The organism is Kineosporia succinea (genome assembly GCF_030811555.1).
GTDB lineage: Bacteria > Actinomycetota > Actinomycetes > Actinomycetales > Kineosporiaceae > Kineosporia > Kineosporia succinea.
In genome coordinates this window covers 891,312-917,808 of the sequence record NZ_JAUSQZ010000001.1, presented here as the reverse complement: position 1 = coordinate 917,808, position 26,497 = coordinate 891,312, and the positions used below count along the sequence as shown (strand labels likewise).

27 protein-coding genes are annotated in these 26,497 nt (G+C 68.7%); 11 read left to right on the top strand and 16 right to left on the bottom strand.

From position 1 onward, the window contains the following. Nucleotides 1-30: 30 nt before the first annotated feature. From J2S57_RS04000 to J2S57_RS03985, 4 genes are all read right to left on the bottom strand, one after another. On the bottom strand, nucleotides 31-1,539 hold the full coding sequence (locus J2S57_RS04000) for a sulfatase family protein (RefSeq protein WP_307238422.1): 1,509 nt from the start codon (nucleotides 1,537-1,539) through the stop codon (nucleotides 31-33). Between the two features lie 100 nt (nucleotides 1,540-1,639). Then, complete coding sequence (locus tag J2S57_RS03995; protein ID WP_307238419.1) at nucleotides 1,640-2,413, bottom strand: hypothetical protein; 774 nt, start codon at nucleotides 2,411-2,413, stop codon at nucleotides 1,640-1,642. Between the two features lie 61 nt (nucleotides 2,414-2,474). Further along, nucleotides 2,475-2,897 (bottom strand): hypothetical protein, encoded by a 423-nt coding sequence (locus J2S57_RS03990; protein WP_307238417.1) that lies wholly within the window; start codon nucleotides 2,895-2,897, stop codon nucleotides 2,475-2,477. A gap of 40 nt (nucleotides 2,898-2,937) precedes the next feature. Further along, on the bottom strand, nucleotides 2,938-4,011 hold the full coding sequence (locus J2S57_RS03985) for an efflux RND transporter periplasmic adaptor subunit (protein WP_307238415.1): 1,074 nt from the start codon (nucleotides 4,009-4,011) through the stop codon (nucleotides 2,938-2,940). A 304-nt stretch (nucleotides 4,012-4,315) separates the two neighbouring features. On the opposite strand from J2S57_RS03985, the gene J2S57_RS03980 reads away from it, so the two are divergent. Then, the gene (locus J2S57_RS03980; RefSeq protein WP_307238413.1) at nucleotides 4,316-4,876 is read left to right on the top strand and encodes a hypothetical protein; all 561 of its coding nucleotides are present in this window, start codon (nucleotides 4,316-4,318) and stop codon (nucleotides 4,874-4,876) included. Between the two features lie 82 nt (nucleotides 4,877-4,958). On the opposite strand, the gene J2S57_RS03975 is transcribed toward J2S57_RS03980, so the two are convergent. After that, nucleotides 4,959-5,303, bottom strand: a complete 345-nt coding sequence (locus J2S57_RS03975; RefSeq protein ID WP_307238411.1) for a BP74-related protein — start codon at nucleotides 5,301-5,303, stop codon at nucleotides 4,959-4,961. A gap of 115 nt (nucleotides 5,304-5,418) precedes the next feature. Further along, nucleotides 5,419-5,580 carry a hypothetical protein gene (locus J2S57_RS03970; protein WP_307238409.1) on the bottom strand — a complete coding sequence of 54 codons (162 nt, stop codon included), beginning with the start codon at nucleotides 5,578-5,580 and terminating at the stop codon, nucleotides 5,419-5,421. 303 nt (nucleotides 5,581-5,883) lie between these two features. Here J2S57_RS03970 and J2S57_RS03965 point away from each other — a divergent pair, with 303 nt between their 5' ends. Further along, nucleotides 5,884-6,147, top strand: coding sequence for a GlsB/YeaQ/YmgE family stress response membrane protein (locus tag J2S57_RS03965; protein ID WP_307238407.1), 264 nt, complete (start codon nucleotides 5,884-5,886; stop codon nucleotides 6,145-6,147). 22 nt (nucleotides 6,148-6,169) lie between these two features. On the opposite strand, the gene J2S57_RS03960 is transcribed toward J2S57_RS03965, so the two are convergent. Beyond that, nucleotides 6,170-7,171, bottom strand: coding sequence for a GGDEF domain-containing protein (locus J2S57_RS03960; protein ID WP_307238406.1), 1,002 nt, complete (start codon nucleotides 7,169-7,171; stop codon nucleotides 6,170-6,172). A 287-nt stretch (nucleotides 7,172-7,458) separates the two neighbouring features. On the opposite strand from J2S57_RS03960, the gene J2S57_RS03955 reads away from it, so the two are divergent. The 3 genes from J2S57_RS03955 to J2S57_RS03945 all read left to right on the top strand — a co-directional run bounded on the left by J2S57_RS03955 (nucleotide 7,459) and on the right by J2S57_RS03945 (nucleotide 9,177). Beyond that, on the top strand, nucleotides 7,459-8,010 hold the full coding sequence (locus J2S57_RS03955; protein ID WP_307238404.1) for a hypothetical protein: 552 nt from the start codon (nucleotides 7,459-7,461) through the stop codon (nucleotides 8,008-8,010). Nucleotides 8,011-8,071: 61 nt separating this feature from the next. Then, nucleotides 8,072-8,593, top strand: a complete 522-nt coding sequence (locus tag J2S57_RS03950; RefSeq protein ID WP_307238401.1) for an RNA polymerase sigma factor — start codon at nucleotides 8,072-8,074, stop codon at nucleotides 8,591-8,593. Next, complete coding sequence (locus J2S57_RS03945) at nucleotides 8,590-9,177, top strand: hypothetical protein (protein ID WP_307238398.1); 588 nt, start codon at nucleotides 8,590-8,592, stop codon at nucleotides 9,175-9,177. Before J2S57_RS03950 ends, J2S57_RS03945 begins: the two co-directional genes overlap by 4 nt. A 48-nt stretch (nucleotides 9,178-9,225) precedes the next feature. Here J2S57_RS03945 and J2S57_RS03940 read toward each other — a convergent pair whose 3' ends face one another. Together J2S57_RS03940 and J2S57_RS03935 are read right to left on the bottom strand one after the other, a co-directional pair. Continuing rightward, nucleotides 9,226-9,648 carry a VOC family protein gene (locus J2S57_RS03940; protein ID WP_307238396.1) on the bottom strand — a complete coding sequence of 141 codons (423 nt, stop codon included), beginning with the start codon at nucleotides 9,646-9,648 and terminating at the stop codon, nucleotides 9,226-9,228. Between the two features lie 138 nt (nucleotides 9,649-9,786). After that, nucleotides 9,787-10,125: a hypothetical protein gene (locus J2S57_RS03935; RefSeq protein WP_307238393.1), complete on the bottom strand. Its 339-nt coding sequence runs from the start codon at nucleotides 10,123-10,125 to the stop codon at nucleotides 9,787-9,789. 288 nt (nucleotides 10,126-10,413) lie between these two features. On the opposite strand from J2S57_RS03935, the gene J2S57_RS03930 reads away from it, so the two are divergent. Then, nucleotides 10,414-13,245 carry an Lsr2 family DNA-binding protein gene (locus J2S57_RS03930; RefSeq protein ID WP_307238391.1) on the top strand — a complete coding sequence of 944 codons (2,832 nt, stop codon included), beginning with the start codon at nucleotides 10,414-10,416 and terminating at the stop codon, nucleotides 13,243-13,245. A 72-nt stretch (nucleotides 13,246-13,317) separates the two neighbouring features. On the opposite strand, the gene J2S57_RS03925 is transcribed toward J2S57_RS03930, so the two are convergent. Next, nucleotides 13,318-14,637 carry a hypothetical protein gene (locus J2S57_RS03925; protein ID WP_307238389.1) on the bottom strand — a complete coding sequence of 440 codons (1,320 nt, stop codon included), beginning with the start codon at nucleotides 14,635-14,637 and terminating at the stop codon, nucleotides 13,318-13,320. A 119-nt stretch (nucleotides 14,638-14,756) separates the two neighbouring features. Beyond that, nucleotides 14,757-15,740, bottom strand: coding sequence for a GlxA family transcriptional regulator (locus tag J2S57_RS03920; protein ID WP_307238387.1), 984 nt, complete (start codon nucleotides 15,738-15,740; stop codon nucleotides 14,757-14,759). Between the two features lie 70 nt (nucleotides 15,741-15,810). Here J2S57_RS03920 and J2S57_RS03915 point away from each other — a divergent pair, with 70 nt between their 5' ends. Continuing rightward, the gene (locus J2S57_RS03915; protein ID WP_307238385.1) at nucleotides 15,811-16,188 is read left to right on the top strand and encodes a cupin domain-containing protein; all 378 of its coding nucleotides are present in this window, start codon (nucleotides 15,811-15,813) and stop codon (nucleotides 16,186-16,188) included. Between the two features lie 2 nt (nucleotides 16,189-16,190). Here the strand turns inward: J2S57_RS03915 and J2S57_RS03910 are convergent, their stop codons facing one another. The 5 genes from J2S57_RS03910 to J2S57_RS03890 form a co-directional block, all read right to left on the bottom strand. After that, the gene (locus tag J2S57_RS03910) at nucleotides 16,191-16,694 is read right to left on the bottom strand and encodes a hypothetical protein (protein ID WP_307238383.1); all 504 of its coding nucleotides are present in this window, start codon (nucleotides 16,692-16,694) and stop codon (nucleotides 16,191-16,193) included. 46 nt (nucleotides 16,695-16,740) lie between these two features. Next, nucleotides 16,741-17,559 carry a NucA/NucB deoxyribonuclease domain-containing protein gene (locus tag J2S57_RS03905; RefSeq protein WP_307238381.1) on the bottom strand — a complete coding sequence of 273 codons (819 nt, stop codon included), beginning with the start codon at nucleotides 17,557-17,559 and terminating at the stop codon, nucleotides 16,741-16,743. 426 nt (nucleotides 17,560-17,985) lie between these two features. Beyond that, complete coding sequence (locus J2S57_RS03900; protein ID WP_307238379.1) at nucleotides 17,986-18,414, bottom strand: hypothetical protein; 429 nt, start codon at nucleotides 18,412-18,414, stop codon at nucleotides 17,986-17,988. Nucleotides 18,415-18,575: 161 nt separating this feature from the next. Continuing rightward, nucleotides 18,576-19,949, bottom strand: coding sequence for a hypothetical protein (locus J2S57_RS03895; protein WP_307238376.1), 1,374 nt, complete (start codon nucleotides 19,947-19,949; stop codon nucleotides 18,576-18,578). Then, on the bottom strand, nucleotides 19,946-20,485 hold the full coding sequence (locus J2S57_RS03890) for an RNA polymerase sigma factor (protein WP_307238374.1): 540 nt from the start codon (nucleotides 20,483-20,485) through the stop codon (nucleotides 19,946-19,948). Before J2S57_RS03890 ends, J2S57_RS03895 begins: the two co-directional genes overlap by 4 nt. A gap of 621 nt (nucleotides 20,486-21,106) precedes the next feature. Between J2S57_RS03890 and J2S57_RS03885 the strand changes: the two genes are divergently transcribed. From J2S57_RS03885 to J2S57_RS03870, 4 genes are all read left to right on the top strand, one after another. Beyond that, entirely contained in the window at nucleotides 21,107-21,868 is a 762-nt protein-coding gene (locus J2S57_RS03885; RefSeq protein ID WP_307238372.1) for a hypothetical protein, read from the top strand. Further along, the gene (locus J2S57_RS03880; protein ID WP_307238370.1) at nucleotides 21,868-22,683 is read left to right on the top strand and encodes a hypothetical protein; all 816 of its coding nucleotides are present in this window, start codon (nucleotides 21,868-21,870) and stop codon (nucleotides 22,681-22,683) included. The genes J2S57_RS03885 and J2S57_RS03880 overlap by 1 nt, the downstream gene beginning before the upstream one ends. Before the next feature lie 189 nt (nucleotides 22,684-22,872). Then, complete coding sequence (locus J2S57_RS03875) at nucleotides 22,873-23,232, top strand: hypothetical protein (RefSeq protein WP_307238368.1); 360 nt, start codon at nucleotides 22,873-22,875, stop codon at nucleotides 23,230-23,232. A 217-nt stretch (nucleotides 23,233-23,449) separates the two neighbouring features. Next, nucleotides 23,450-26,485: a CHAT domain-containing protein gene (locus J2S57_RS03870; RefSeq protein WP_307238366.1), complete on the top strand. Its 3,036-nt coding sequence runs from the start codon at nucleotides 23,450-23,452 to the stop codon at nucleotides 26,483-26,485. Nucleotides 26,486-26,497 lie beyond the last annotated feature (12 nt).

Sequence of the window (26,497 nt, the reverse complement as noted above, 5' to 3'; positions counted from 1 at the left end):
TCGTCCGTCATGGTGCCCTGACGAGAACCCTTACCGCCGGACGGCAACCGAGCACTCGGCCTGACCCGAGCAGGCGACAGCTCGCCGGAGCCGATCGCTGAGCTTGCGCAACCGCTTCTCGGGCAGCGTCCTGACGATGTTGTGCAGCTCGAGCGGGTCGTTCGTGCGGTCGTAGTACTCGCGCTGGCCGTTCTCGTACTCCACGTAGAGCCAGTCTTTCGTGCGCAGCGCACCGTAGTTCGGCGGGATCGGGCTGCGGAAGATACCGGCGTCCGGGTCCATCGTGTCGACCTCCATGCCGGTGTGCTCCACCAGCACGTAACCCTGGTCGTCGGTGCCACCGTTCCACAGCGGCACCAGGCTGTTGCCGTCGACCGTCGTGGGCGTCACCGCACCGGCGAGATCGCCGAAGGTCGGGCGCAGATCGATCGTGGAGGCCATCTCGCCGACCGTGCCGCCCGCCGGGACGTCCGGCCCGACCACCACCAGCGGCACGTGGATGTCGGTGTCGAAGGCCGTCATCTTGCCGCTGATCAGCGAGTGCTCACCCATGTGATAGCCGTTGTCGGAACTGAACACGACGTAGGTGTTGCCGGCGACCCCGGTCGCCGCGAGCTGCCCCCGGATCGCCACGATCAGGTCGTTGATCGCCTGCACCGACTGCACACGCATGCGGAACTGCTCGTCCATCGTCGCGATTCGCGACGGCGTCAGCTTCTGGTTCGCCAGCCAGGTCGGCGCGTTCGTGTTCCGCACGCCGTACGAATCGCCCCGCGGCGCCTTCAGGCCCGGATACGTCTCGGCGTGACGGGGCGCGGGCACGTACGGCTTGTGCGGCGTGAAGCTCGACAGCTCCAGCATGAACGGCTCACCGTCGGCCACGCTGCGCTTGACGAAGTCCTGCCCCAGGCCCGACAGCACGTCGGTCAGGTAGTCGGACTCGGCCCGGCCGTGGTGCGTGACCTCGCCGTTCACGTTCAGGTTGTAGGAGAAACCGGCGTAACCGCTGGCCGCGAGCGCCCATTCGTCGTAACCCACCGGATTGCTCGCGGTCGGCTTCTTCGGGCTGCCCGGCTGGTACTCGTTGAGGTACTTGCCCATCATCGCGGTGCGGTAGCCGGCGGCCTGCAGATCGGTGGCGAACGTGTCCTCGTCGAGACCCTTGCGCTTGAACACCTGGTAGCCGCCGCCGGTGGCCTCGGTGTTCGTGCGGATCCCGGTGTTGTGCGGGTAGCGGCCCGTGAGGATCGTGGTGCGGGACGGGCAGCACAGCGAATTGGTGACGAAGAAGTTCTCGAACGTCGTGCCCTCGGCCCGCATCTGCTGCACCGCCGGCATGTACGGCGCCAGGTTCATCGACAGATCGTCGGTGAGCACGAACACGATGTTCGGCTTCGTCGGGTCTTGCGTGCTGACCGATGCGGTGTCGGTACCCGGGGACGTGGGGCTCGCACCGTTCGGGACCGGGGCGCCGCTGGCACAGGCTGCCAGCACCAGCACGGCAGACAGCATCGCGCCCGCCGTCCGGGACCTCAGCATGTGCTCGTACTCCTGCGCATCCGCCGGTTCGTGCCAGGCCGACGAACCGTGGGCGATTCGCCGACCTTCCGGGCGATGATAAGCGGACCGGCTGAGAGCCTCAGTGCGCTCGCAGCACTCCCGCATGGCCGACGGTGATGTCGGCCCCCGCCGGGCCCGGCAGGTACAGGTGCGCGGCGTTCACGTAGCCGGTGCCCGCCTCCGGATCGAAACGGAACTGGTGGGACGCGTTCGGGAGGGCGGTGGGACGTCCCCCGTTGTCGGTGGTCACCTGCTCGTTGAACACGATCAGGGCCGAGGTGCCGGCCGCCGGGTCGATCGGCACGTGCACCTCGTAGTTCGGCGGGATCACGTGCGGCAGATCGGCGAACGAGACCCCCTCGACGCTGACCGAACCCCGGGTGACGGTGAGACCGAAGCGCACCGGCCGGCCCGGCCGGGCCACGGCGATCACATGTAACCCCTCGAGATGGACGCCGATCGGCGAAAGCTGCGTCCCGCCGTGGTGATTGGGCAGGTAGGGCCAGCCGACCTCGAGCTCGGCCGCACCCACCTCGGCGTACGCCGCACCCGGGGCCTCGACGTCGGGCGCGCCGGCGACGGTCGCCGGCAGCCGGTGCGTGACCGACCGGCTGACCGGGGCCGTGGTGCGGCCGACGAGAAAACCGTTCACGTCCAGCCCGATCCGGGCACCCGAACTCGTGATGGCCTGCGGCATCGACGCAGTGGCGGGGGAGTGGCTCGCCGCCGTCTCCCCGCTGGGCAGACCCGGGCCCGTGGCACCGGTCAGCCAGGTGCCGGCTTGAAGAGGAGCGCCCGCGAGCACGGTGCCCCAGAGTTCCATCTGCTCGATCAACGGGGTGGTAGGCGTCACAACAGTCAGCCTGCGTGACATTCCGTGACGAGGGCAAGCAAAGAGGGACCGATTCACCCGATCAGGGGTGCGCCCCGTGCCCGGGCTCGCCGGGGGTCCGCGTCTCCTCCTTCATCCGGGCCTCGAGCAGGTGACGCCGGCCGCCCGCCAGCCGCTCGCGAACCGTGCGCTCCAGGTCGCGGGCCACACCCCAGTAGTGGTCGTCGTACTCCTCGACGACCTGGAACGTCCACCGCCCCGGAAGCACGTTGCGGCCGATCAGCTCACGCTCCAGGCGATCGGCGAGCGTGTCGTGACCGGCGTCGCGCAGGGCCTCCACCGCCTCGCCGAACTGCCGGTCGGCACGACCACTGAGCTGGTGGAACGCGTACAGGTGACCACGCGCCCGCTCCACCGTCTCCAGGGCCTCGGAGAGCCGGCCCAGGGCGTCCACGGTCGCCTCGCTGGTGCCGGGCGGCGGGGTGTGGGCGTCGTCGATCGTCATGGCTCATGCCTAGGGCACCGGCTGTGCGCACGCCTGTTGATCAAGACTGCACCTGATCACCCTCACGCAGGCCGTCGAGCACGACCACCTGCTCACCGTCGCTCGGGCCGGCCGTGATGCGCTGACGCGCGGACGACCCGGCCAGGGTCACGTAACCGATCTGCCTGGCCGGGTCGTAGTCCTCAATCGCCGCGGCGTCGAGGAGCAGCTGCGAGTCCGAGTGCCAAAGCGTCACCTCCAGAGTGCCTTGCAGGTCGTGGACCAGCCTGACTTGTCGCGGCACCACACAGACGGCGCGGGCCGGGTCGGAGTTCTGGCCGGCGTGCGCGATGCTCACGGAGGCACAGGTGAAGTCGGTGGGCCCGGCCGGGATCCGGACCTGCCCCGACAGGGCACTGTCACTCTCGAGAAGCCGCGCCCGATAGGCCTCTTCGGGAGCGAGGGCGGCGGTCATCGTGTACTGGTCGGCGGTGACGACGGGGCGCTCGCCGACCATCCGGAAGATGCCGGTCCTCGGGGCGACGACCCGGTGACGCTGCCGGGCCTGCGCGAGCCGCCGGGTGAGCGTGCCGATCGCGTCGGTGCTCTCGGCGTCGTCCTGGTTCAGCCGGATCACGAGCTTGCGGCGGGCGTCCCGGGCCGCGTCGACGGCCTCCTCCGCGTTCGTGCGCCCGGGGCCGTCGACGTGCCGCAGGTTCCGCCGCACGGTGCGGATGTCGCGGTCGGCGTCGGCCAGCTCGAGCACCGCGAGGTCTCGTTGGGTGGCCCGGTCGCGACGCGCGTCCTCGAGCCGTGCCCGCAACCGCTGAGCCGCCGGGCTCACCCGGCTGCGGCCCAGGACCTGACCGCGGTAGACCTGCTCGCCGTCGTGGACCGACCACTCGATGTCGCGGCCGCCGGTGCTGACGTCGTGCGGATCCTGGCGGGTGACGCTGGCCTTCAGGCTCAGGCCGATGGAGAAGGGGCCGCTGGTGACGGTGGTGACGCGTGGGCCGTCGGCCCCGGTGGCGTGGGCGGACGAGCCGACGAGGTGGTGCAGGGCGAGCCAGCCGGTGAGGGCCACGACGACGGCGAGGCCGAGCAGGGCCGCGGTGCGGCCGTGGGGCGTGGTCATGGCTCACCTCGTCGGATGCGTCGGATGCCGGATCGCGACGGACAGTACGCCCAGGACCGGCCTACTCAGAAGAAACTTGCTTCCCCGTAGTCCCTTTCGTCGGTGACGAAGCAATTGACCGATTCGGGGATGCTTCCGGGGTGCTGCGACGTCGCTTCGGTGCGGGTGCGGCGGTGGGGCCTGGCGTGCAGCGTGAGGTGGCGGCGGACACCGGGGCTGCACCCGGACGTGCGCGTCGTCGGCGCGGGAGGGTGGCATGTGCTGCACTACGTGCGAAGCGTTGCTCTACATCACGGGGGAAGACATGGGAGGCTCCGACCAGCCTGCCGACCCGAACGACTCCGACGACCTCTTCACCGCGAACACGGGCCGCCGGCCCGTGATCCCGGTTCAGCTGCAGTACTTCGCGGTCGCCGTGACCGCCGTCGGACTGGGCGTCACCACGCTCTGGCTCGCCGGGTACCTCGGCGAGCGGCGGCCCTCCGGGCGGGCGCCCACGGTGCCGGTGGAGAGGGCACATCCGGTGCAGGGCCTCACGGAGCCGGGTGCCGACGGAGACCGCGGGCCGCAGACCCTGGGCACGCAGATCGCGACGACGGCCGAGAGAACCTCGGTGTCCCTCACGCTCGACGATCCGCCTGCCGACGGCGGGGTGTGCGTCGGGGTGCTGTGGGCCGGCAACGAGGCCGTGCCGATCGGCGCTCCGGCCTGTTTCACGGCGGCGGGTCAGACCCGCGTGCTGGTGCCGAGTCTGGCGCCCGGCACCCGGTTCCGGCTGGTCTGGTACCGGCCGGGCAGCGAGGGGGCGGACCGGCACTGGGCCGGCACGCTCAGGTTCAACGGCGAGATGACCGACGCGGCCTGATTCCTGCACGGTCCGCGACGAAGGCCGTCCGAAACGGCCGGGGTGGCAAGGGTAACCGTATCGTGCCACCCCGGCCGGAAGGTCAGGCCGGTGTCACCTCGCGCACCAGCCGGGAGTCCCACGGGCACCAGTATGCGCCCGGGAGGAAGGCGCCGCCGGCCTCGTCGAGGTGGTCTTCCACATAGTTCATGTTGGCGTCGCACACCTCGATCGCGTACGAGAAGAAGACCACCGTGTCCGGGTCGAGGTGGTAGCTGAAGTGCGGGTTGTAGTCCTTGCGCTGCTTGCGGAACCGGCCCATCACGTGGACCTCGCTGGTCTCGTCGCCGCTGAGGATCTTGCGGGCCTTGCTGATCTTGCCCTCGTCGGTGAGCTCGAAGATGAACTCGCCCGGGCCGCTGTGCTGCTGGAACGCGAAGAGTGCCATGAAAACCCCCGTGGTCTCGATGTTCTCAAACAGTCGAAGACCCTAGTGACGACGTTGTCGAGGGGGCAATGCACCGAAGGGACGACGAACTCTCGTCTGTGTGGCACGGGATATGTCAGAGGTGGATGACGTCGAAATGGTCCAGTGCGACGGAGACACCCGCGACGACGAGCACGGCGAACAGCAGCAGGGCCAGGAGCAGCTTGCGCAGCACGCTCAGGGCGACGGCCACGACGAAGAGCACGCCGAGCAGCGCGAGGACGAGCATGATGTCCATGTCCGGGTTCTTCTTTCTCCAGAGGGCGCGTCAACGTAGAGCGCCCCCGGGGCCCTGCATACAGCCGATCGAGTGAAGATCGATCACGACTCCGATCGCGACGACCGTCGCGCATTGTCCCGACCCAACCTGAATCTGCGCTGAACGACTGTGCGGCAGGCGAAGTCGCGTTCGTCCGGATGCGGAGCCCGGCCGCTCCCGTTACGGTCGTGGTGATCAAGCAGTCATGGTGATCGAGCAGGAGCACCGAACGCTCCGATCCCGCTGAATTCTCCGTACTCTCCGTACCGAAGGGCACGAAGCATGTCGTTCATCTGGGCCATCATCGCCGGTCTCATCATCGGGGCGGTCGCACGGCTGATTCTTCCCGGGCGACAGGACATCCCGATCTGGCTGACGATCGTGCTGGGCATCGTCGGCGCCGTCATCGGCAACGCCCTGGCCGTCGCGCTGGGGGTCGGCAACACCGGCGGCATCGACTGGATCCGTCACATCTTCCAGGTCGCGGCCGCGGCCGTCCTGATCGCTCTCCTCGCCCCGGCGTGGACGCGGCGGTCCCACCGCTGACACCAGCGCTCATGACAAGGGCTCAGTCGTCGATCTTCTGGCGGCTGGGCCCTTCCTGTCGTGGCCGCGCCGCGATCGTCTCCACCTGATTGCGCCCGCGGGACTTCGCGGCCCCGAGGGCGGAATCGGCCTGGGCCAGAACGGACGTCAGATCGGTCTCCTCGGCGATCCCGATCACCGCCGCGCAGCTCCCGGCCACGAATCCGGGCACCTCGAGCGAGGTCACCGCCGAGACGACGCGCTCGGCGATGCGCGAGGCCTTGTCCACCGTGATTCCGGGCAGCAGCACCGCGAACTCGTCCGGTCCCATCCGTGCGACCAGGTCGTTCGGTGGCACGATCTTGCGCAGCAGCTCCGCCACCCGCACGAGCAGGTCGTCACCCGCGGCGTGGCCGAAACGGTCGTTCAGCGCGGTGAAGTCGTCGAGGTCCAGCAGCAGCAGGGTCAGGTCGCCCGGGCTCGGCACCTCGAGCAGCTCGGCGATCACGGCGGTGAAGACGGTGCGGTTCGCCAGCTGGGTCAGGGCCTCGGTGCGGGTGGTCGCGTCCAGCTCGTCGTGCACCAGGCTGTTGCGGTAGGCCAGCATCACCTGGTTGAGGATGCTGCGCGCGGTGAGTACGACCTCCGGATCCAGCTCCACCGGATGCCCCAGCGCCAGTGTGACCTCCGGCGCCACCGTCGGGTAGGTGATCATCGTCCAGGCGCAGGGCTCGCCGGCGGCGAAGTCGAGCATCTCGTGCACGGCGGTGATGTCGGCGTCGGCGCTGGACGGCAGGGTCACCGAGGCCGGCGTCTGCGGGAACGACCCCAGCCAGGGCCCGAAACCGAATCCGGCCACGGTCCTGGCCAGACGCACCGCCCGCAGTCCGGGGGTGGCGGTGACCAGGTCGCTCATCGTGGTCCAGCCGGCCAGGCGGGCGCGCGCGGCGTCGGTCGAGGGAACGGACAGCAGCTCGGTGCCGATCCTGTCGACCAGTTCGGCGCGGCGCCGGCTGCCCACCGACGTCGTGTCCTCACCGCTCATGACCGTCTCCCCCGAAGTCGTCGGGTTTCTCTTCGCCCGCCAGGTCTCGGAGGTTGACCTCGTTCAGCGGTGCGCAGATCGAAAGGCCTAACGCGCCCGCGACGGGGACTCCGGGAGGAAGGGCCTATTCGTTGATGAGATGGGCAGACGATCCATGACGTTCCGGGGTCCGGACGTGACGCATCGTCCGGCCATTTCCAGAGACAAACTCCCGTCCCCTCCCTGAAAGACCCGCGCCTCGTCCGGACACATACAGGTGACAGTCGCACCCGAGGTGAGAGGTCACCATGAAATCCGTACTCGTCGTCGGCGCCCTGGCCCTCGGCCTGACCCTGATCGCCTGTGGTGGAAGCACGAGCACGACCGAGACCGCCGGCAGCACCAGCGCGACCGCCACCACCAGCGTCACCACCAGCGCCGTACCCAGCCCGAGCGCCAGCCCGAACACCACCCCGAGCACCAGCCCGAGCACCGCCCAGGCCACGCAGGAGGAGCAGGCCGGCACCACGCTGACCTACGGGGGAGCCGCCGCCAAGTGCGTGCGTCCCGTGCAGCAGAAGTACCTGCTCGAGGCCGAGCTCTCGTTCCGGGGCAAGGTCACGTCAATGGTGGACGGGGTGGTCACCGTCCGGGTCACCGACGCCTTCCGCGGGAAGCCGGGGAAGACGGTGCGCCTGCAGTCGCACGACGGGATGTCCGAGGCACCGACGTTCACCGAGGGGGCGAGCTTCTTCATCACCGCGAGGGACGGGCAGATGCAGGACTGCCTGAGCGGCCCGACGCGGGACAGCTCGCTGAAGGAGAGCTACGACCTGGCGTTCGGGACGTTCGAGAAGTAGGACGTCCGGGAGAGGTCGAGGGAGATGAAAGGATCCGGTTGACGCCGGACACAGGGGAGTCGTGGAAGCAGTGACGCGCGAGGCGCGGTTCGAGGGCCTGGCGCCGCCGCTGATCGAGCCGTTGCGCCGCTTCCTGGCTCGGCGCACCGATGCCGCGACCGCCGAGGACGTGCTGGCCGAGACCCTGCTGGTGTGCTGGCGCCGGCTCGACGAGATCCCGGCCGAGCCGTTGCCGTGGGCGTACGGCGTCGCGCGCAACTGCCTGGCCAATGCCGAACGCTCCCGGTACCGGCACAACCGCCTGCTGGGCCGGATCGCCCGACTCGACCCGCCGCGTCCGCAGGTGGGGATGCCGAACGAGACCGACGCGTCCACCGTTGTGAACGCCGCCCTGAACCGGCTGCGGCCGCAGGACGCCGAACTGCTGCGGCTGTGGGCCTGGGAAGAACTGGCGCCCGCCGAGATCGCCCAGGTGCTGGGCATCTCGGCGAACGCCGCGACCGTCCGGCTGCACCGCGCGCGCGAAAAGCTGCGCGAGGCGCTGGAATCGAGTGACACCACGACCGGGAGGAGGCTGCCGTGAACGACGACGACCTGCGGGACCAGATGCGCCGCGCCGATCCGGCAGCCTCGTTGCGGCCGCTGGCGCAGCGTGAGGTCTCGGGTCTGCTCGCGAAGGCACAGCTCGACGTGGGGGCGCCCACCGCTCCGAGGCGCCGCAGCGGATGGAAGCCGGCCGCCGCGTCCATTCTGGTGGCCGCCGCTGCCGTGGGTATTTTCGCCGGGCTGAAGGGAAGTCCTGACGTGGAAACTCCACCGGTCGTCGCTCGTGTGAGTGCGGGCTCCTCGGGGGCCGAGGCCAAGTGCCCGCCGCCCACGGCCGAAGGTCTGGAAGCGGCCGAGTTGGCGGTCGAGGCAACGGTTTCGAGCATTGACGACGACGCGGTCACCTTGAGGGTGACCCGCACCTTCGCGGGGTCCGCGGTCGATGAGCTCCAGGTCGCCCAGACCAGTGGCGCCACCGAAGTTCTGCTCGGCGGAACCAGTTTCGAGGTCGGTGCGGCGTACCTGGTCGCGGTCGAAGACGGGGTCGTCAAGGGCTGCGGGTACAGCGGAGTGGTCTCGCCGTCGCTGACCGAGCTCTACGGCGAGGCTTTCGGGGGATGACCGGGGCGCGACCCGTCCCGCGGGAGACACCGCGGGACGGGTTCCTCGTCAGCCGTTGTAGGCCACCGCGATGTCGAGAACCCAGGTGACGCCGAACGCGTCGGTGAGCATGCCGTAGAGCGGTGACCAGCCGGAGGGCTCCAGCGGAGCCTTGATCGTGGCGTCCTTGGCCAGGGCGTCCCAGTAGCCGCGAAGTTCGGTCTCGTCGTCGCCGCGCAGTGAGACGAAGAGCGGGTCGATGCCCGGCTCGTACGCACGGGCCGCCGGCACGTCATACGCCATGACGTGAAAACCCCTCTCCGACTGCACCTGTCCCCAGCCGATCAGGTCGACCTCGGCCGGGTCGGTGGTGCCGTACGACTGGGCGTGCGTCACCAGGGTCAGGTGCCCGCCGAACACGGACTGGTAGAACTCCAGCGCCGCGCGGGCCTGGCCCCGGAAGTTCAGGTGCACGGTGGTGACGACGCTCATGGTGTTGCTCCTTCGACGGCTGTTCTTGCTGGTGAAGGAACCATCGCAGGGGTAGCGGTCAGGTTCTGGCCTCTACTCGGGGGCGCGGGCAAAATGCGTGAGGGCCGGACGCATCCGGCCCTCACGGTCGTGCTCGGCTCAGGCGACCCCGAAGCCGTCGGCGATGCGGTGGTAGCGCGCCGCCTCGACGTCTTGCTTGCGCCGGGCGAGGGTGCGCGCCAGGATCCGGTGCGCCCAGCCGTTCGTGGGCGAGGTGTCGATGAGCCGGCGCAGCACCCGCTCGGCGTTGTTCAGCTGGGCGGTGTTGAAGTACGCGCGGGCGAGCAGCTCGAGGTAGGACTCCGGCAGCTCGTCACGCTGCTCCAGCGGCGCGGCGATCCGGGCCGCGTCGATGGGCTTGCCCAGCTCCAGAAGGGCCTGGGCATGGAGGTAGATGTCGTGGGCGCTCTCGTCGATGATCGGGTTCCGCTCGTTCACGAAGAGCTCAACCGTGAGCCGATCGCGAGCATTCCGTGATGAGCAAGGGCCGGATGACCAGGCCGAACGTGGTATCAACGGAGGCAAGTACGGCGTATTCACCGCGATCCGGAGATCATCATGGGTTTTCTAGACAGATTTCGTATACGCCGTGCAGGGCAGCCTGCACATTCCGTGGAGGCGGAGGCGTCCTCGGCGGGGATCTCGGCCGATCAGCCCAGATTCGCGGCGATAGCTGTCAGAACATCCGGTTCCACCCCAAACGCGCACCGGGTCGTGGAGATGGCGGTGGTCACAACTGATCTCTGGGGCCAGGTCGTCGACGAGTGGGAGGCCGACCTCGAGAACGGCCCCTTCGCCGACGTCGTGCCCGGGCTCAATCACCGTCTGGCCGGCGCCGCGGTCGTGGCCCACAACGCCGAGTTCGACCTGGCCTTCGTGCGCGCCGAATACCGTCGCGCGGGCTGGAAGCTGCCGCAGATCCCGACGCTGAGCACGCTCGAGGTGTCGGCGTTCTACCTGCCGGCGCTCGAACGGCGCCGCCTGGCCGACGTGGCCGAGGCACTCGAGATCCCGTGGAAGCCCGGCACGGTGCTCGACGACGCGCGCACCACGGCGGCGGTGCTGGCGCGGTTCCTCAGCCCGAAGCCCGGAAAGCCCCCGCTCCCGCCGCAGTTCGACGGGCTGCCCGAACGGGCCCAGAAGCTCACCTGGCCGTCGTCGGCCACGTTGCCGACGCGTCCTGGGGAAACCACGATCCGCGCGACCGGCACCCCGATCGCCCTGGTGGAGCGGTTCTCGCTGCTCGACGCGCTCGACGAGGGCGCGCCCGTGGCGGCGCTGGCCTACCTCGAAAAGCTCACCGAGGTGATGGAAGACGGCCACGTCACCGCGCAGGAGACGGCCGACCTGGCCCGGATCGCGGCCGCCGAGGAACTCACCGTCGACGACGTCGCCCGCGCCAACGAGGCCTTCGTGCGAGCGCTGGCCCACGCCGCGCTCGACGACGGCGTGATCTCCGAGGCTGAGCGCACCGAAGCCTTCGCCGTGGCAGCGCTTCTCGAGGTGCACCGGTCGCTGGTCGAGAAGATCCTGACCGCCGCCGAGCAGGCCCGGCGCGAGCGGCACCTCAAGCCTTTGCCCGCCGACTGGACGCTCGGTGAGCCGCTGCGCGTGGCCGACAAGGTCGTCTTCACCGGTTGCGACCCGCAGATGCGCGACGACCTGGAGACCCGCTCCCGTCGCCTCGGGGTGCGGGTGGTCGGGGCGGTGTCGGAGACGACGGCGCTGCTGGTCTCGGACGGTTCGGTCGACGGCGCCCGCGCCGCCCGGGCGCGGGAACTGGGCACGCGCACGGTGAGTCCGGAGGACTACGCCGTGCTGCTGGAGCACCTGCAGTCTGCCGCGCCGCGTGCGGTGGTGGGTGCGGCTGGGGGAGCAGTTGAGTCGGGGGCTCCCGAGGCCGAGCCGGTGGTCGCCGAGTCGGTACCTCAGGTCGAGGAGCCGGTGGTCGCTGAGGCTGCCGCGGTGGCTCCGGTCGATGAGCCGCTCATGGTGGACGCGGGGACTGAGGTCCCCGACACGAAGCCGCCTGTCGCTGTGGTCGTGGCATCGCCGGTCGCGGAAGCGGTTGCCAAGGGCGAGTCGGTGGTCGAGGTCGACTCGGTGGTCGAGGGCGACTCGGTGGTCGAGGTCGAGGTCGAGTCGGTGGTCGAGGTCGAGTCGGTTCCGGAGAAGGAGCCGGGGGCCGAGTCGGTCGCCGTGGTCGAGTCGGTGGTCGAACCGCTAACGGTCGACGTGGCCCCCGCAGCTCCTCAGCCCGAACCATCGGCTCAGGCGATGGAGCCGGCGACCCCCGAGCCGGTGAAGTCGGAACCCGAGCTCGAGCCTGCACACGAGTCGAAGCCTGCCCCTGTGTCGGAGCCCGCGCTCATGCCGGAGCCGGAGCCCGTGCTTACGCCGGAGCCGAAGCCGGAGCCCGTGCTTGCGTCGGAGCCCGAGCCCGAGCCCGAGCCCGAGCCCGAGCCCGAGCCCGAGCCCGAGCCCGTGCTTGCGCCGGTGCCGAAGCCTGCGCCGGAACTGGCGCCGGAGCCGAAGCCTGCGCCGGAACTGGAGCCGGAGCCGGAGCCGGAGCCCGAGTCCGAGCCCGTGCTTGCGCCGGAGCCGAAGCCTGCGCCGGAACTGGAGCCGGAGCCGGAGCCGGAGCCGGAGCTGAAGCCGGAGCCCGTGCCCGCTCCGGATCTGGAGCCCACTCCGGAGCCGCTGCCCACTCCGGAGCCGCTGCCCGCTCCGGAACCTGAGCCCGTCGTCGGAGCCACACCGCCGACCACCCCCGTACGCAAGCCGCGAGCGCCACGCAAACCCCGCGCGTCCATCCCGAAGATCACCGGCCTGGACTCCAGCCCCGCGATGCCTCCCACCGAGCTGAAGGCGTCCCCCGAGCCCAGGGTGACCGAGGAGCCCAAGGCGGTCGAAAAGCCCAAGGCGATCGAAGAGTCTGAGGTGACCGAGGAGCCCAGGGCGCTCGAAAAGCCCGTGCTCATCGAAGAGCCCAGGGCGCTCCAAGAGCCTGTGCTCATTGACGAGCCCGGGGCGCTCGAAGAGCCTGTGCTCATCGAAGAACCCGGGGTGCTCGAAGAGCCGGCGGCCCTCGAGGAGCCCGCCACCCTCGAAAAGCCCAAGGCCGCACGGAAGCCGCGCGCCTCCCGGGCCAGGACAGTCCCCGTCCCCGAGGTCGCGGAAGCTCCCGAAACGGAGCTCGCGGAGCCCAGCCCGGTCAAGACGAGGGCCACCGCGAAGAAGACCACCCCCCGCAAGACCGCCACCTCGCGAAGCAAGACCGTCGCGGCACCGGTTGTCGAGGAACTGGCCGTCGAGGCCCCCGTCGTCACCGAAACGGTCATCGTCGCACCGGCCAAGACCGTCGCACCGGCCAAGACCGTCGCACCGGCCAAGACCGTCGCACCGGCCAAGACCGCTGCACCGGCCAAGACCGCCGTTCCTCCCAAGACCGCTGAGGTCCGGATCTGGGCGCGGGAGAACGGGTATCAGGTGTCGGTCCGGGGCGCCCTGCCCAAGGAACTGATCGCCGCCTACATCGAGGCGCACTCCGGCCAGTGAGGGCAGGGGGTGATCTCGGCCCCCGGCATGTGGTCGTTCGGCAACGTTGCTACTCGTTGCCGGACGACCACATCACACGTTGTTCGGCAGCCCCCGGACGTGCCACCCCGACCACTTGCGCACAGCCTTGGCGCTCTTGACGGTGAACTTCGTGACCTTGCCCCGCTTCCAGCCGGTGTCGGTCTCGCAGTAGCTGACGCGGGTGGCCTGGTAGGCCCTGCCCGCCGAGGGCCGTTCCCCGTAGCTGTACGTGATGCAGGCGGCAGCGCCACGCGACGTGTGGCTGATGCCGGAGAAGGTGTTCATCGAGTACACGAGGTGCCAGTCGACATCCGCTCCCGGCGCGTTCAGCCACGTCAGCTTGCCCTTGGCGTAGTCCAGCACACGAAAGGCGGCGGCACCGGAGCCGGCGCAGGTGAGGTACACCAGCTCGTTCCCCCGATCGCTGTCCACCCGGGCCGATCCCCAGAACCGGGGTGAGCACGCCTCGTCCACCGAGTCGTCCCGAACCAGCAGAGCGGTGCGGGTGCGTACCCGGAACTGCAGCTTCTTACCGGACCGGACCATCCCCACCTGATCGAAGCGTCCGTCCCCGTCGACGTCGATGCGCTTGACGATCTCGCAGCCGCGCACACCGGTGCAGGCCTTCGGGTCGGTGACGCTGACCGCGGCCGAAGCGGTGCCGTCGGTCAGTGTCTTGTCGCCGGCGTAGAGGAGCCGGAACGTCCCGGACCCCGTGGCCGTGATCGTGCTGCGCACCCGGCCGGCCTTGTCGGTGCGCAGGTTCGCGACCGTCGTCCATCCCTGCCGGCCCTTCGACCGGAACTGGAGGCTGAGCGCGCGATCGGCCACGCCCATCGTCCCCACCGCAGCCAGAGGAGCACCCTTGAGTGCGGCTTTCGGGGTGATCGCGAGGGTGAGGCGGGGGAGGTCGCGCACCAGGAATCGCGTGGTGTCCGTGATGGTCCCGAGCAGCGTTCCGTCGGTTCGGCTGACCGCGATGGTGGTCGTCAGGGCGTATTCGCCGGCTGCGATGCTGTCGACGCCGTAGTAGGTCATCCAGGTCTCGACGCCGTCGTCGGTGCGGAAGCGACTGAGGTCGCCGGCCAGGTCGACGGGGGAGGAGGTGCCGTCGGGCTGTCGCATGCTGAACGTCGTCTCGTACGTGTACTGAGCCGGCGTGCTGAGATAACCGTCGGGGTCGTCGATGACCGCGGAGATGGCCGAGGACATCCCGTCGTAGCCGTCACGCACCACGTCGCTCGCGACCGTCACCCGGATCTTCGTGGTCAGCGACTCCACGGCCTGAGCGGGCAGAACGCCCAGCACCAGCGAGCATCCGAGCAGAACCGTGACCAGCAGACCGGCACGGGTACGGTTGAACCCGCTCATTCGGGCCCTCCCCAGAAGACGGCGGCTGGTGAGGGCATCGATGGCGCCCCGGCTCGACCGAAGCCCGGGAGAGCGCGACAACCCGAAGAGAGCAGGAACCGGAGGGCCCGGCCGGTATCTCAGCTCGGGGTTTTCGCCGCGAAGCGCCGCCGGTAGTCCGACGGGCTGATGCCCAGCTGACGGGAGAACAGGTTGCGCAGGTTGGCGGCCGTGCCCAATCCCGACTGGTGGGCCACCGCGTCCATACCGGGTGCCCCTTGTTCGATCAGGCGGCAGGCCAGAGCCACGCGCTGGGCCGTCAGCCAGGCCAGCGGGGTGGTGCCGACCTCCTCGCGGAACCGGCGGTGCAGCGTGCCCACGCTCATGCGTCCCTGGCGGGCGAGGTCTTCGACGCTCATCTTCTGGGGCAGGCGTTCCAGGGCCCAATGAAGGACGCCGGTCAGCGGGCTTTCGACGGGGGAGGGCAGGGGGCGCTCCACGAACTGCCGCTGCCCACCGTCGCGAAAGGCGGCGAAGACCAGGCGACGGCCGACCTGGTTGGCGACCTGCGTGCCGTAGTCGCGGCGCACGATGTGCAGGGACAGGTCGAGCGCGGCCGCGCTGCCGGCGGAGGTGAGCACGTCTCCGTCGTCGATGAACAGCACGTCGGGCTCGAGCCGCACGGACGGGAACCGGGCCCGGAACTCGTCGGCGAGTTGCCAGTGAACGGCAGCACGTCGTCCGTCAAGCACGCCCGCCTCGGCGAGGGTGAAGGCGCCGGTGCACAGACCGACCAACTGGGCCCCGCGGGCGTGAGCCCGCCGGATCGCGGCCAGAACGGCTGGGCGGGAGGCAATCTCGACGTCAGGACGGTTCGGCACGATGACCATGTCGGCGACGTCGACGTCGGAGAGACGCCCTTGGGCCCGCACGCTGAACAGGCCGTCTCGCATGGTGGCGGAACCGCCGGGGGTGACGACGGTGAGGTCGTACAGGTCGTGCTCGATCTCGGGACGCCTCCGCTGACCGAAGATCTCGCAGGCACAGCCCACCTCGAACGGGTTGGAGTGCTCGTCGACGATCAGGGCGACCTTCGGCGGGACGTGATCGGATCCTTGCGGCATACGTCATTTCTACCGCTGTTCTCGGGTGCTGTCAGCGGTCAGGATCGGGGTTGTTCCGGTGAGGTTCGAGATGGAGGACGACGTGCTCGAGAAGGTTTCGCTGAGCCAGGAAACGGGGCGGCTGGGGGAGTTCTGGTCGCAGCGCGTCGTGGGCCAGGGCAACGGTGTGCTGTTCAAGGTCGCGAAGGGCATCGGCTCGACCAACTGGCACAGCCACCCGGACCAGGAGGAGATCTTCGTGCTGCTGGAGGGCGAGCTCACGGTGCAGCTGCGGGACGGTGACGTGGATCTGACACCGGGCGATCTGCTGGTGATTCCGCGGGGTGTCGAGCACTGCCCCAGAGCTGATGCTGAGGCGCGGTTCTTGCTGATCGGGCCGGAGATCACGTCGAATGAAGCTGGGGGCAAGCCGGAATGGAGCTACGCCGCATCGCCTGATGCTGAATAGGATCAGCCCTCGAGGCGTTTGAGTACGGACTCGGACTCGGGCGGGGCCGGCCAAGCAATGATCAAGTGTTCTTCGGGGTTCTCGGTGCTCGGAACCTTCGTGTTGGCGGCGCGGCCGCGGGCATGAACGCGCACACGGTAGTCCCCGTTCGTGAAGACCGGGAAATGCGTGTCGCCACCGACCGAGTCGACAGTGCCGATTCCGAAGGCGTCTTCATCCTCGTCGCCCTCGACCCTGAGCGATACCTCCGCGACTTCCTCCCAGTCATCGAAATCCGAGCTGACTGGCGGGTCCGGCCTCAGTTCCTGCGTCAGTCGGATCCGTCCGGCGTTGGTGCCGGTGAGGATGATGGCGAACTGGCCCGGAACGGCTGGGACCCCCGGTTCGTCGAGGGAGAAAATCAGGCCGTTGCCCTCGGCAGGATCCCACTCATCGGTGTCGAAGTGGATCCCCATGAGGTAGTACTGGCCGTAGGAGACGTGAATGTGGCCTGAGACTACAGTCATGGGAGCCTCCGAGACGGTGACCGGCGGGGAATCAGCAGGGTATCGCTCAGGGTCGTACCCAGAACGCGTCGCCTCGAAGAATACGATTCTTGGAGTAGAACTTGTTGACCAGCCCGCCCTGCCGAATGTTCTCGCCCGCCGGCACGTAGGCCCAACCCCATTCGCTCGTGGGAACGTTGGCGGCGCCCTGGCGTGTGGACGCGAAAGGGTATTCGTCGCACTGCATGCCCGCCGGCGCCGCATCCCTCCGCGAGGCTGGGCACGCAAGTTCTCGATTCGCGCGCCGGGCCTCTTCATTGGTCAGTCTCGTCAGGGGGTGCCTGCCCTTGCTGAGCTTCCGGCTGCCGTAGTGCTTCTTCCCGGCGGCCTGGATGCGAGCGATGTTCTTACTGATCTCCGGCAGCGCCTGCATGCTGGTCAGGACGGGCCGGACCTGATGGAACACGCATCCTCCAGCCGTGTTGCTGGTCAGCTGACGGTCGCAGCGGTACGGCGCCGACTGAACGATCACGTCTTCCATCCCGAAGGTCGGGTGGTTGAAGATCAACCCGTAGACCGATCGGTTGCCCACCCGCTTACGGCTGCGGACGGTGCTGGTGTAGGCAACGCTCGCATTGAAAGTCTTCCCTAGCGTCAGACTTTGACGAGTGAAGGTGACTTTCGCCTTACATCGTTTCCCGCACAGCACGGTGAAACGATCGAGTGAGGTCCCGACGCCCTCCCCGGTCACCGCCAGCACCTTGAAGCTGTCCTTCTCCGAGAACTTCAGCTTCTTCGGGTTGAGGGTCAGCACGCGCTTCATCTGCATGCGCACCGAGCCGACGAGCACGCCGCGGCGGAAGTACTGGATGCCTCCGTTCCGCACGAAGACACAAGACCCGAAGCGTGACGTGCTCCGGGTCTTCCTGGCGTCGCAGTCGGGAGCCTTGGAAGCTGTCTCGAGCTCGGCGGTGAGGAGTTTCCGCTCGGACCGGGGCCGTTCGGTCGGCGTCGGTGGTGCGGGGGAGCTCGTTGAAGGGGCGGTGCAGGCCGTGCCTGTCAAAGCGAACACTGCGAGCGCGACGGCCGCCAGAGACGTTGTCGGTCGAGGTTTCGCGGGCGTTCCACGGTGAAACACAACAGTCCCCCTTTGTGAATTTCCCGAATCGGGTGGGGACTCTAATGAAGGGAAGCCGGAAATGTCGAACCCGGCTGCCGTGACTAACTTTTTGAAACAATCGGTATGCAACGTAAAAGGGCTGCCCCGCCCGGTGCCGGGTGGGGCAGCCCTTTCAGGTGGTGAGCGTCAGGCCTACGGGTGGTAGTACTGCGAGGCGCAGTTCTGTCGCTGCCAGAAGTTCCCGGTCCGGCAGACGGAGACGGTCATTCCCTTGACCGAGCCGAAGGCGACGTTGAAGGTGCGCTTTCCGTAGTCACGCGCCTGGTTGCAGTCGATGTTCGCATAGTGTCCCGTCCAGTCCGCGAAGCCGAGCCGGTTGGTGCTCCACATCTGCACCCGGAAGTAGATCGTCCGGTCGTCGCACTTCGTGTCGTGGAGCTTGAAGTTTCCGGTGAAACCGGAAGACGACCAGGAGTCGTTCGTGATCACCAGCTTGGCGCCCGTGGTGGTCAGCGTTGCACCGGCGTTGGCTACCTCTGACACTCCGAGCACGAGCATCAGAGTTGAGACGAGCGCTACCGTCAGGCGTGCGATGCGTGCCGCGGGGTTTCGTCGTGTCATGGCTCCTCCAGGTGTCCGTAGGATTGAGTCGGCAGCTGATCCGGGCCCTGATGATCGCTGCGCACTAGAAACAATCGCGATTGGTCAAAGGTTGCTTCGGTGAGAAGTTTTCAGAACCTCTCGCGGTCTGAAAGCCGGGAAGCCTGAATGACGCCTCGTGGTCAGCCGTCCGGAGATGAGCTGCCGTCCGGGCCGGCATCGGCTAGGTGCGCCTTCCGGGAGCGAGAAGAGCCGCTCAGCAGCAGTTCCCGCTGTTTGCTCATTCTGTGGACGGCGTCGAGGAACTCGTCGCGCAGGGTCACGTCAGACTGCTCGGCCTGCAGAATCACATGTCCGGCGAAGTTGCGGATCACATCCAGGTCAGAGCTGATCTGTTTCGTGATGCGCGAAAGGCTGGCCAGTCGTTCTGCTTCGATGGCCGCGAAGGCGTGGCGCACTGTGGCCAGGAGCAGCACTGTCCCGGCGGTGACGGCCGTGACGGCATCGACCTCGTCGGTTCGAATCGCCTCGATGCCGATCACCAGGAGGAGTAGTGAAGCGACGAGGTAAGGGGTCGTGCTGCGCGGGAGGACATGGCGTTTGACACGTCTGCGGTGCTGCCAGACGTGCGGTTTCTGGTCGGGGCAGATGGCTACCTGTGCGAGCAGCATGAAGCACATCATCCAGCCGGTATCGAAAAGGGATGCCGCGGCCACATTTTGATCGACCAGCCAATGTGCGGCGAACACGGTGTCCGAGAAGCTCAGGGCCAGTATGGCGCCGGCCAGGAGGCGGAACTGCGGCACCTCGGAGTGCCTCCGGTTGGCGACAGCTGCGAGCACGACGGCCGCCAGCAGCAGATCCAGCACCGGGTAGGTGATGGAAAGGTAGCCCCCTTGGTCGCCGTCGTGCTCGACCAGGTGCCTCAGGTAGAACTGCCACGCGACGCCGAAAAACGCTGATGCGACAACCAGCCCGTCGATCAGGGTCTTGGCTCTCCCGCCGAAGCTGTGGGGTCCGGTAGGCAACAGCAGTACTCCCGCGATGGCCAATGGCACGGTCGGAAGGAAACCCATGTCGGAGAGGGACGGGAAGGGGGCGTCGTGAGCGCCGACCATCTCGCGCCAGGTCCAGTAGAGCTGCCCGGCGCCCCAGGACAGACAGCTCGCCCCCAGCCAGGCCGATGACGCCGGCCCGGCGCCCGGGGTGGGCCGGAGCCGGGAGTCCCGGTGTCTCCGGAGAAAGAGCGCGGCCGCGACGAGGGGGAAGAAGCACTCGAGGACGTTGTCGAGAACGATCAGCGAGCCTGGCCCGAGCAGAGTCTGGTTGCCGAATGCCGGGATCTGGCTGGCTGCCAGGATCAGGACGTAACCGGCGATGATCGACCAGCCCACAACCCGCACACGGTGGTACAGGAACTCACTTCTGGCCTGAGGGCGGCGCAGCTGGGCGGCTGTCGGGGCGGCGGGAGCAGGCGGGAACGATGTGGTCTGGCCTAGAAGCGCATCTCGCACATGCTCGAGGTGAGCTTGATCGTCGGGCCATTCGTCCCTCATCCGAGGGTCCCGCTCTGGGGCAGGGAGTGCCGCAACTTCTCGAGTGCGCGGGCGTACGTGCTCTTGACGTTGCCCTCTTTCATGCTGAGCATCGTGGCGACCTCTCGCACCGAATATCCCTCTACCGCCCGCAGCCAGACCACGCGACCCTGCGCGTCGCTCAGATCGAGGAGATAGGTCTGGCGGCACTCGTCGTGGTTCAGCTCGCTGAGGATCAGTGCGGGATCGCTGCTTCCCACCGGTTCGATGGTCGCGGCGGACAACTCATCGATCTCGCAGTGGCTGTGGCGCAGACGGCAGCGCTGGACGATGAGGTTCTTGTGCTCGGACGAGATGGTCGCCAGGACGTACCTCACCTGTTCCCGTGAGCTGCGGTCGGCAAGCCGCTCGTCCCAGTACTGAAGCGAGATCCGGGTGAGCGCGCTCTGGTAGATCTCCTCCGCGTCATGAACATTGCGGGTGAGAAAGTACGCGTAGCGCCAGAATTTCTGATTCTGTTCGCGGACAAAGGCATTGAACGCCTCTTCGTGGATCATCGTGGTCCTTTCCGGAGCTCCAGGCCTGGCGAGGAGGCGGGGTGAGACTCGGGACAGGAACAAGGAGAAGTTGCGAAAGGTTGCATGGCACTCCTGGGTGCAGACGTTCATGGCCTGGTCAGGGTGAGCAGTTCGGGGCGAGTAGTTCAGCGTCCTTCGGTCGCGCGCCCATCGTCGTTCCGCCGCCGCTGCCCGATCCCCTCGCCACGGTGCACCGAGAGTGGTGAGCGGGTTGTGTCTACCCCGCAGCCGGGCGTTCTTGCCGGCCGGGAATGACCGCATCGCGCGCTTGGGACGTGCGGTCCGTGAGCGGCGCTGGCGCCATCGAGTATGCCGATCCGCTGGCCTGGCTGGAGCCACCGAACGGCCGACGGTTGAATGGACCAGCACTTACTCCAGCCGCCGGGGACTTCGATGAGTGTCCAGACACTGACCTGCCCGTCCTGCTCGCAAGCCGTGCCCGCTCAGAGCGCGTTCTGCGGCAACTGCGGGGCCCGACTCGCGGACGCCGGCAGGAACGAGACGAACGGCCCTCCGGCGCCTCGCTCCGCCTCACCGCAGGAGACGATCACCAGGCCGGTGCAGAACGGACCACGGCGTCACTCGTTTTTGATCGGGGCGGTGGCGGTGGTGGTGCTCGTGGGGCTCACCCTGGGCGGGCTGGCTCTGGGCGGGGTGTTCGACCGGGGCCCGACCGAGGCCGAGAAGCAGGCGCAGGCGAAAGCGGCCGCGCTCACTCGAAAGCAAGACGAGCTCAAGCCTCGCTTCGAAGCGCTGATGACGCAGCGCGCAGCATTTTTCACGGCTGAACGTCAGTACCTGCCGGCGATGAAGCGCGCCAAGGCTTCGGTCGCGGCCTACAACAAGAAGGTCAAGGCGGCGCAGGACGAGAACGAGCGGATCAGCGCCGCCTATGCACCGGCCTTCGCGCAGTGTGCCCAGTACAGCTACGTCAATTGCCCGGATCCGGACTACGCCGAGTTCCCGGACGCCCCGGACGTCGACGACGAGGTGAAACAGCTGACGACGGTGGCCAACTCGATGACCTCACTGAAGGCGGAACTGGTCGGCATCCAGGCGACCGGTGATCTGGCGACCGCCTACGCCCAGCTGCAGAGCGCCGTGGAGATCCTGGGACAGGACGCCAAGGAGAACGTCACGATCCTGAACGAGGCGGTGACGCTTCCGGACGAGGGCGACGGGGGCGGGTACGTCGACAAGGCCAAGCTGAAGGCGCTGAACGGCAACGACTCGCTTCCGACGGTGAAGCAGATGAACGCCACTCTGGTGCGCATTCTCAAGGATGCGCAGATCCCGATGGGTTCCTACGACCTGCCCGGTGGCCAGGACCTGGACCCGGCCGACCACAGTCGGAGCGTCTGATGCCCGAGCAGTTCTGCACCGGTTGCGGCGCCGCACGACTGGGCGAGGAACCGTTCTGCACCGCCTGCGGGCAGCAGTTCGACGTGCTTCGGGTGAATGAGTCCGGCCGTGTGGACGAACCGGCGCACACGAGCAGGGCGCTGGCGTTCGTGGCCGTGATGGTGGCGGTCGTGGTGGCCACCGCCGGGATCGCCATCGGGGTGAGCCAGGGCAATGACCCAGCCGATCGGGACGGTTCGGCGAGCGCGCCGGTGCCCACGACGTCCTCACCGGTGGCTACACGGCAGGAGGTGGCCGTACGCGTCACCCCGTCTGCGACAGTCACCGAGGACGCGCAGGCCAGGGCGGCCGAACTTCTGGCCCGGCAGAAGCGGCAGGCCAAGGCCCTGGTCAAGATCATCAAGCAGAGCGCCAAGGCTCGCGACAAGGTCCGCAACGGTGTTCAGCTGGTGGAGTCGTGCGACAACCCGACGCGGGGGGCCGCTCTTCTGCGGGAGGCCGTGGGGATCCGCGCCGCGGTACTCAGCCAGCTGGTGGATGTGGACGTGAGCGCCCTTCCCGACGGGAAGAAGGCCGTGGCTGCGCTGAAAGACGCTCAGCAGGAGTCGCTCAGGGCCGATCAGTCGTACGTCGGGTGGGCCGACAGCGGTTACTGGAACTGCTGGGAGTCGGCTACCGCTTTCCATGATTCCGACTACCAGGCCGGCGTGAGTGCGTCGGGTGATGCGCAGAAGGCCAAGCGGCGCTTCGTCAGGTACTGGTCACCGATCGTGGAACTCACTGGTGTGAGGACATTTACGGTGGCCGAGGTCTGACCGGCTCAGGATCCGGTGAGAGGTTCGATCCCTCCCATCGTCACGATCCGCCTGGGCGGGCCTCGGCCGACGCGATTTAAGTGATTCGTTGGATCGCGGTTGACAGCCGGGCGGGCAGCGAACACCCTGCGACGAGGCGCCGGCAGCAGGGGCGCGTCGTTGATCCGCAGGTGATCGCGAGGTGGGCACGTGAGCTCTGAACAGCCGTCCGACGATGCCCTCGGGGCACCGGACCCGAGCCGTGGTGGCTCCACGATCGACGAGGCCGTGGCGAACGCCGAGGCCGGCAGCCGGGCCGAGGGTGATCACACGCCCTCGGGTCAGGCGGCCTCGGGGGAGTCCCGGGCCGAGAAGATGACCGAGGTCGACGTCGTCTCCGAACCGCGGGCGAGCGACGAACCGCCGGATCCGGGGCCGTCGCCGGTAGACGTGGGTTCGGGTGGCGCTCAGCGCGTCGTGGGAGCTCGCGTCTCGGACCGGGTGGCGGCGGGCGAGACACCGCCCGATGGGCCACCTTTTGGCGAGCGGTCCAGCGGTTCGGACGACTGACGCAGCGGCTGGACCGCCCGTTTCCGCGTTCTCACGATGGTGGACGCGTGGTCGGCCCGTTGACGTTCGTGGACGGGCCGGCCACGCGGTGAGTGCAGCCGGCGGTCTGATGTGAACGAAGAAAGAGAAGTGACGTCAGTGGTCTGATCGCGAACGTTGCACGGCGAAACTTCCATTTTGGGTGTTACGCCAGGCTCAGTGCTGCTTGAGTGATGTGATGCATGTTGCTCGGGGGCGAGTGCGTAAGAGCGGGCTACCGCTGCCCTGGCTCGGGGGCTCGGCGGAGATCGATGTGCCGGCGCTGCTGGACGGGCTCGATCCGGACGACCCGGAAGAGGCCGAGCTGGCGATGGCGCTGCGCCACGCGCAGGCCCAGGTGCACGACTACCAGTCCGAACTGCTGCGGCAGACGCTGCCGCTCCAGGTGCGCCTGGCTCAGGCGGTGCTCGACCTCGCGGTCGAGTGGCGGCTTCCGCAGGTCGAGCGGTGGGCGGTCGCGTGGCTGATCGCGTCGGGCGAACCGTTCTTGCGCACGCGGTGGTCGTCGTGGTCCCGCAACGGCCGGCAGCGGCGCGAGCGGCGGATCGCGGCGCAGCGGGTGACGGTTCTCGCCGGGTTCGGCTCCGACGTCCTCATCGGCGCCTCGGCCGGTCGTGTCCAGCGATGGGCCGAGGACGGCAGCGTAACCGAGGTCTTCGAAAACCGTTTCCGTGGTGACGTGCTCGCACTGGTGGGTTGCGGCGGCAAGGTCGTCGCGGGTGGCGTGAACGGGGCGTTCGCAGCGGCCGGATGGCCCGGGGACACCGCCCCGCCCGCCCCCGAGAGACGCTCGGGGGCGGCCGCGCTGGCGACCGATGGAGAAGGCGTCGCCCTGGGCGAGGAGAACGGCTGGGTGCGCCTGTGGCGTCCCGGTTTCGACGGGTGGCAGACCCTGTCCCGCTGGGAGAACGGCACCGGGTCCCGGGTTTCCGCACTCGGTCTGGAGCCCGGTGGGGTCCGGGTGGTCTGGGCCGACGGGACGCTGGCCCGGTGGGCCGGTGACGCCTGGGAGGAAGAGGAGCACCTCGGCGGACAGGTCCGGGCCGCCGCGTTCGACAGTACGGGCCAGTTCCTGGCGTACACGGTCGGAACGCGGCCCCGGGTGCGCGCGGCCGGTCGTGACGAGCTCTGGGGAACGGCGCAGCTGGGGGGCCACCGGCTCGCCTGGTCGCCGGGCGGTCTGCTGGCGGCGACCGGCACCGAGGGCACCTGCTGGGTCGGCCCGCCCGACGGTGAGGCATCCGTTCTCCACGTGGAGGGCAACCCCACGGCCGTCGCCTTCGCCGGTGACAGCTACCTGGTCACCGCGATCGGCGATCGAGTCACCCAGTGGGGCCTGGCCCTGGCCGGAAACGCCGATCCGGTCTTCGCCACCTCCGACCGGATCACGGCGATCGGCCTGGAACCGGCCGGACCGTCCAGGGAGACCGAGCTCGACACGCAGTCGCAACAGGAAGCCGAGTTCGAGGGCCGGCCGGCCAGGGAGGCGCCGGGAGCGGTGCTGGCCGCGACCGAGCGCGGCGCGCTGTACCGCTACGACCCCCGGGGCGTCCTGGTCGACGCCGAACCCGCCAACGTGGGCGAGACGGTCAACCGGATCGCCCGGCACGGCCGGGGCTGGCTTCTCGCGACCTCGGACCGGGCCTGGTTCTGGTGGCCGGGGCTGGAGCCCAAGAAACTGAAGCCCCCGGGCCTGGGCCGGGCGGTGGCGTCGTGGATGGGGGAGGCGGTCTACGCCATCAGCAACGAGGTGCACGTGCTCGGCGGCGCCTGGCACACGACCCGGCCGGCTGCCGTCGAAGGCCTCGCCACCCACGGAGACACTCTCGCCGTGCTGGACGGCGACGGCACCCTGCTGCTCCACGACGGGAACCACGCCACCAGCCGCCCGACGGGTGCGGACCGGCTCGTGGGCATGACCGACGCGGGAGCCCTGACCCTGACCCTCGCCGGTCTCGTGGTGAGTGCGCACGACCAGGCGACCAGCACGTCCGTCATGCACCTGACCATCAAGCCCAACCGCCTGGTGCCCCTGGGCGCCGGCCGTTTCGCGGGGGCGTACGACAACGGAACCGCGGTGATCGAACCCGGCCGCGATCAACGAGACCTCCCTCAGGCCGTCATCGTGGCCGCTCTGTCCACGAAGGCCGCCGTGATCGCGACCCGGGCCGGACGGATCGTGACGGCGGAGGGCCTGCGCCTCACCGCCTACGACCTGATGGAACCGGACAGCACGTACGGGACGGGGGTGGTCCCGCTCGACCTCAGCGTCGACGAGAGCGGTCAGAACTGCCTCGTCTCGGTCGCCGGTCAGCCTGAACCGGTGCGGCTGCCCATGAACGAACTGAACGACCTCACGGACCTGGCCGGCGCGGACAGCCTGACATCGCTCACGGATGCGCTCGACCGCGCCGGAACCCTCGGCGACCGGCTCTGGTCGGAGGGCCTGGACCGGGCACTCGACCAGGCCCGAGGCAGCGACCCCGACCTCCCGGTGCGCCTCGACCTGCGGATCCCCGCCGAGCACGAGGCCGGACTCGCCGATGTGCCGTGGGAACTGCTGCACCCCGGCAGCGAGCCCCTGATCTGGTTCGGCGAGCCGCCGGTGTCGATGGTGCGCCGGGTGCCGGCGGACCGGCCGATGGTCGAGAAACCCACGACACGACCCCGTCTGAGGGTGTTGCGAGCCGACGACCCGGCGTTCGATCCGGCCGTCAGAGCCTACGACGAGCTGCGACGGCGCACCCGGAGGGTCGAGATCACGCTGCCGCGTGGTGCGGTCGGGCGTTTCGGGGGAGCGGACGACCTGCGCGAGCGGGCGGACGTGGTGCACCTGTGGGCGCACGCCGACCCGTACGGGGTGGTCGTCAACGAGAACCTGGAGCTGCCCAACGACGACGTCGCCGCCGCCCTGGCCGAGAGCGGCGCCCGGCTCGTGGTGCTGATCGGCTGCGAGTCGTCGTCACTCGCGCGCCAGCTCGTGAGCAACGGTGTCGAGGCCGTGGTGGGCATGCGCCTCAAGGTCTACACCCACACCGTCCACGCCCTGGTCGAAGCCGTCACCACCGCGGCCCTGAACGGCACGGCCGTCGACCGGGCCTTCACCCGCGCCCTGCGCGACTACGTGCTCCGCGGGCAACCCGAAGCCGCGGCCGTACCCCTGCTCTATCTGCGAGAAGGTTCCACCGGCGTGGTCTTTCCGGCCACGACCTGACCCGTTCCGCCA

Bases quoted from the DNA above. Each gene is read 5' to 3' on its own strand.
- J2S57_RS03980 (WP_307238413.1), top strand. From the start codon at position 4,316: ATGGGAGGCTCCGACCAGCCTGCCGACCCGAACGACTCCGACGACCTC.
- J2S57_RS03890 (WP_307238374.1), bottom strand. From the start codon at position 20,485: ATGATCCACGAAGAGGCGTTCAATGCCTTTGTCCGCGAACAGAATCAG.
- J2S57_RS03985 (WP_307238415.1), bottom strand. From the start codon at position 4,011: ATGACCACGCCCCACGGCCGCACCGCGGCCCTGCTCGGCCTCGCCGTC.
- J2S57_RS03900 (WP_307238379.1), bottom strand. From the start codon at position 18,414: ATGACACGACGAAACCCCGCGGCACGCATCGCACGCCTGACGGTAGCG.
- J2S57_RS03965 (WP_307238407.1), top strand. From the start codon at position 5,884: ATGTCGTTCATCTGGGCCATCATCGCCGGTCTCATCATCGGGGCGGTC.
- J2S57_RS03940 (WP_307238396.1), bottom strand. From the start codon at position 9,648: ATGAGCGTCGTCACCACCGTGCACCTGAACTTCCGGGGCCAGGCCCGC.
- J2S57_RS03960 (WP_307238406.1), bottom strand. From the start codon at position 7,171: ATGAGCGGTGAGGACACGACGTCGGTGGGCAGCCGGCGCCGCGCCGAA.
- J2S57_RS03895 (WP_307238376.1), bottom strand. From the start codon at position 19,949: ATGAGGGACGAATGGCCCGACGATCAAGCTCACCTCGAGCATGTGCGA.
- J2S57_RS04000 (WP_307238422.1), bottom strand. From the start codon at position 1,539: ATGCTGAGGTCCCGGACGGCGGGCGCGATGCTGTCTGCCGTGCTGGTG.
- J2S57_RS03955 (WP_307238404.1), top strand. From the start codon at position 7,459: ATGAAATCCGTACTCGTCGTCGGCGCCCTGGCCCTCGGCCTGACCCTG.
- J2S57_RS03970 (WP_307238409.1), bottom strand. From the start codon at position 5,580: ATGGACATCATGCTCGTCCTCGCGCTGCTCGGCGTGCTCTTCGTCGTG.
- J2S57_RS03870 (WP_307238366.1), top strand. From the start codon at position 23,450: ATGCATGTTGCTCGGGGGCGAGTGCGTAAGAGCGGGCTACCGCTGCCC.
- J2S57_RS03920 (WP_307238387.1), bottom strand. From the start codon at position 15,740: ATGCCGCAAGGATCCGATCACGTCCCGCCGAAGGTCGCCCTGATCGTC.
- J2S57_RS03990 (WP_307238417.1), bottom strand. From the start codon at position 2,897: ATGACGATCGACGACGCCCACACCCCGCCGCCCGGCACCAGCGAGGCG.
- J2S57_RS03975 (WP_307238411.1), bottom strand. From the start codon at position 5,303: ATGGCACTCTTCGCGTTCCAGCAGCACAGCGGCCCGGGCGAGTTCATC.
- J2S57_RS03925 (WP_307238389.1), bottom strand. From the start codon at position 14,637: ATGAGCGGGTTCAACCGTACCCGTGCCGGTCTGCTGGTCACGGTTCTG.
- J2S57_RS03880 (WP_307238370.1), top strand. From the start codon at position 21,868: ATGCCCGAGCAGTTCTGCACCGGTTGCGGCGCCGCACGACTGGGCGAG.
- J2S57_RS03915 (WP_307238385.1), top strand. From the start codon at position 15,811: ATGGAGGACGACGTGCTCGAGAAGGTTTCGCTGAGCCAGGAAACGGGG.
- J2S57_RS03910 (WP_307238383.1), bottom strand. From the start codon at position 16,694: ATGACTGTAGTCTCAGGCCACATTCACGTCTCCTACGGCCAGTACTAC.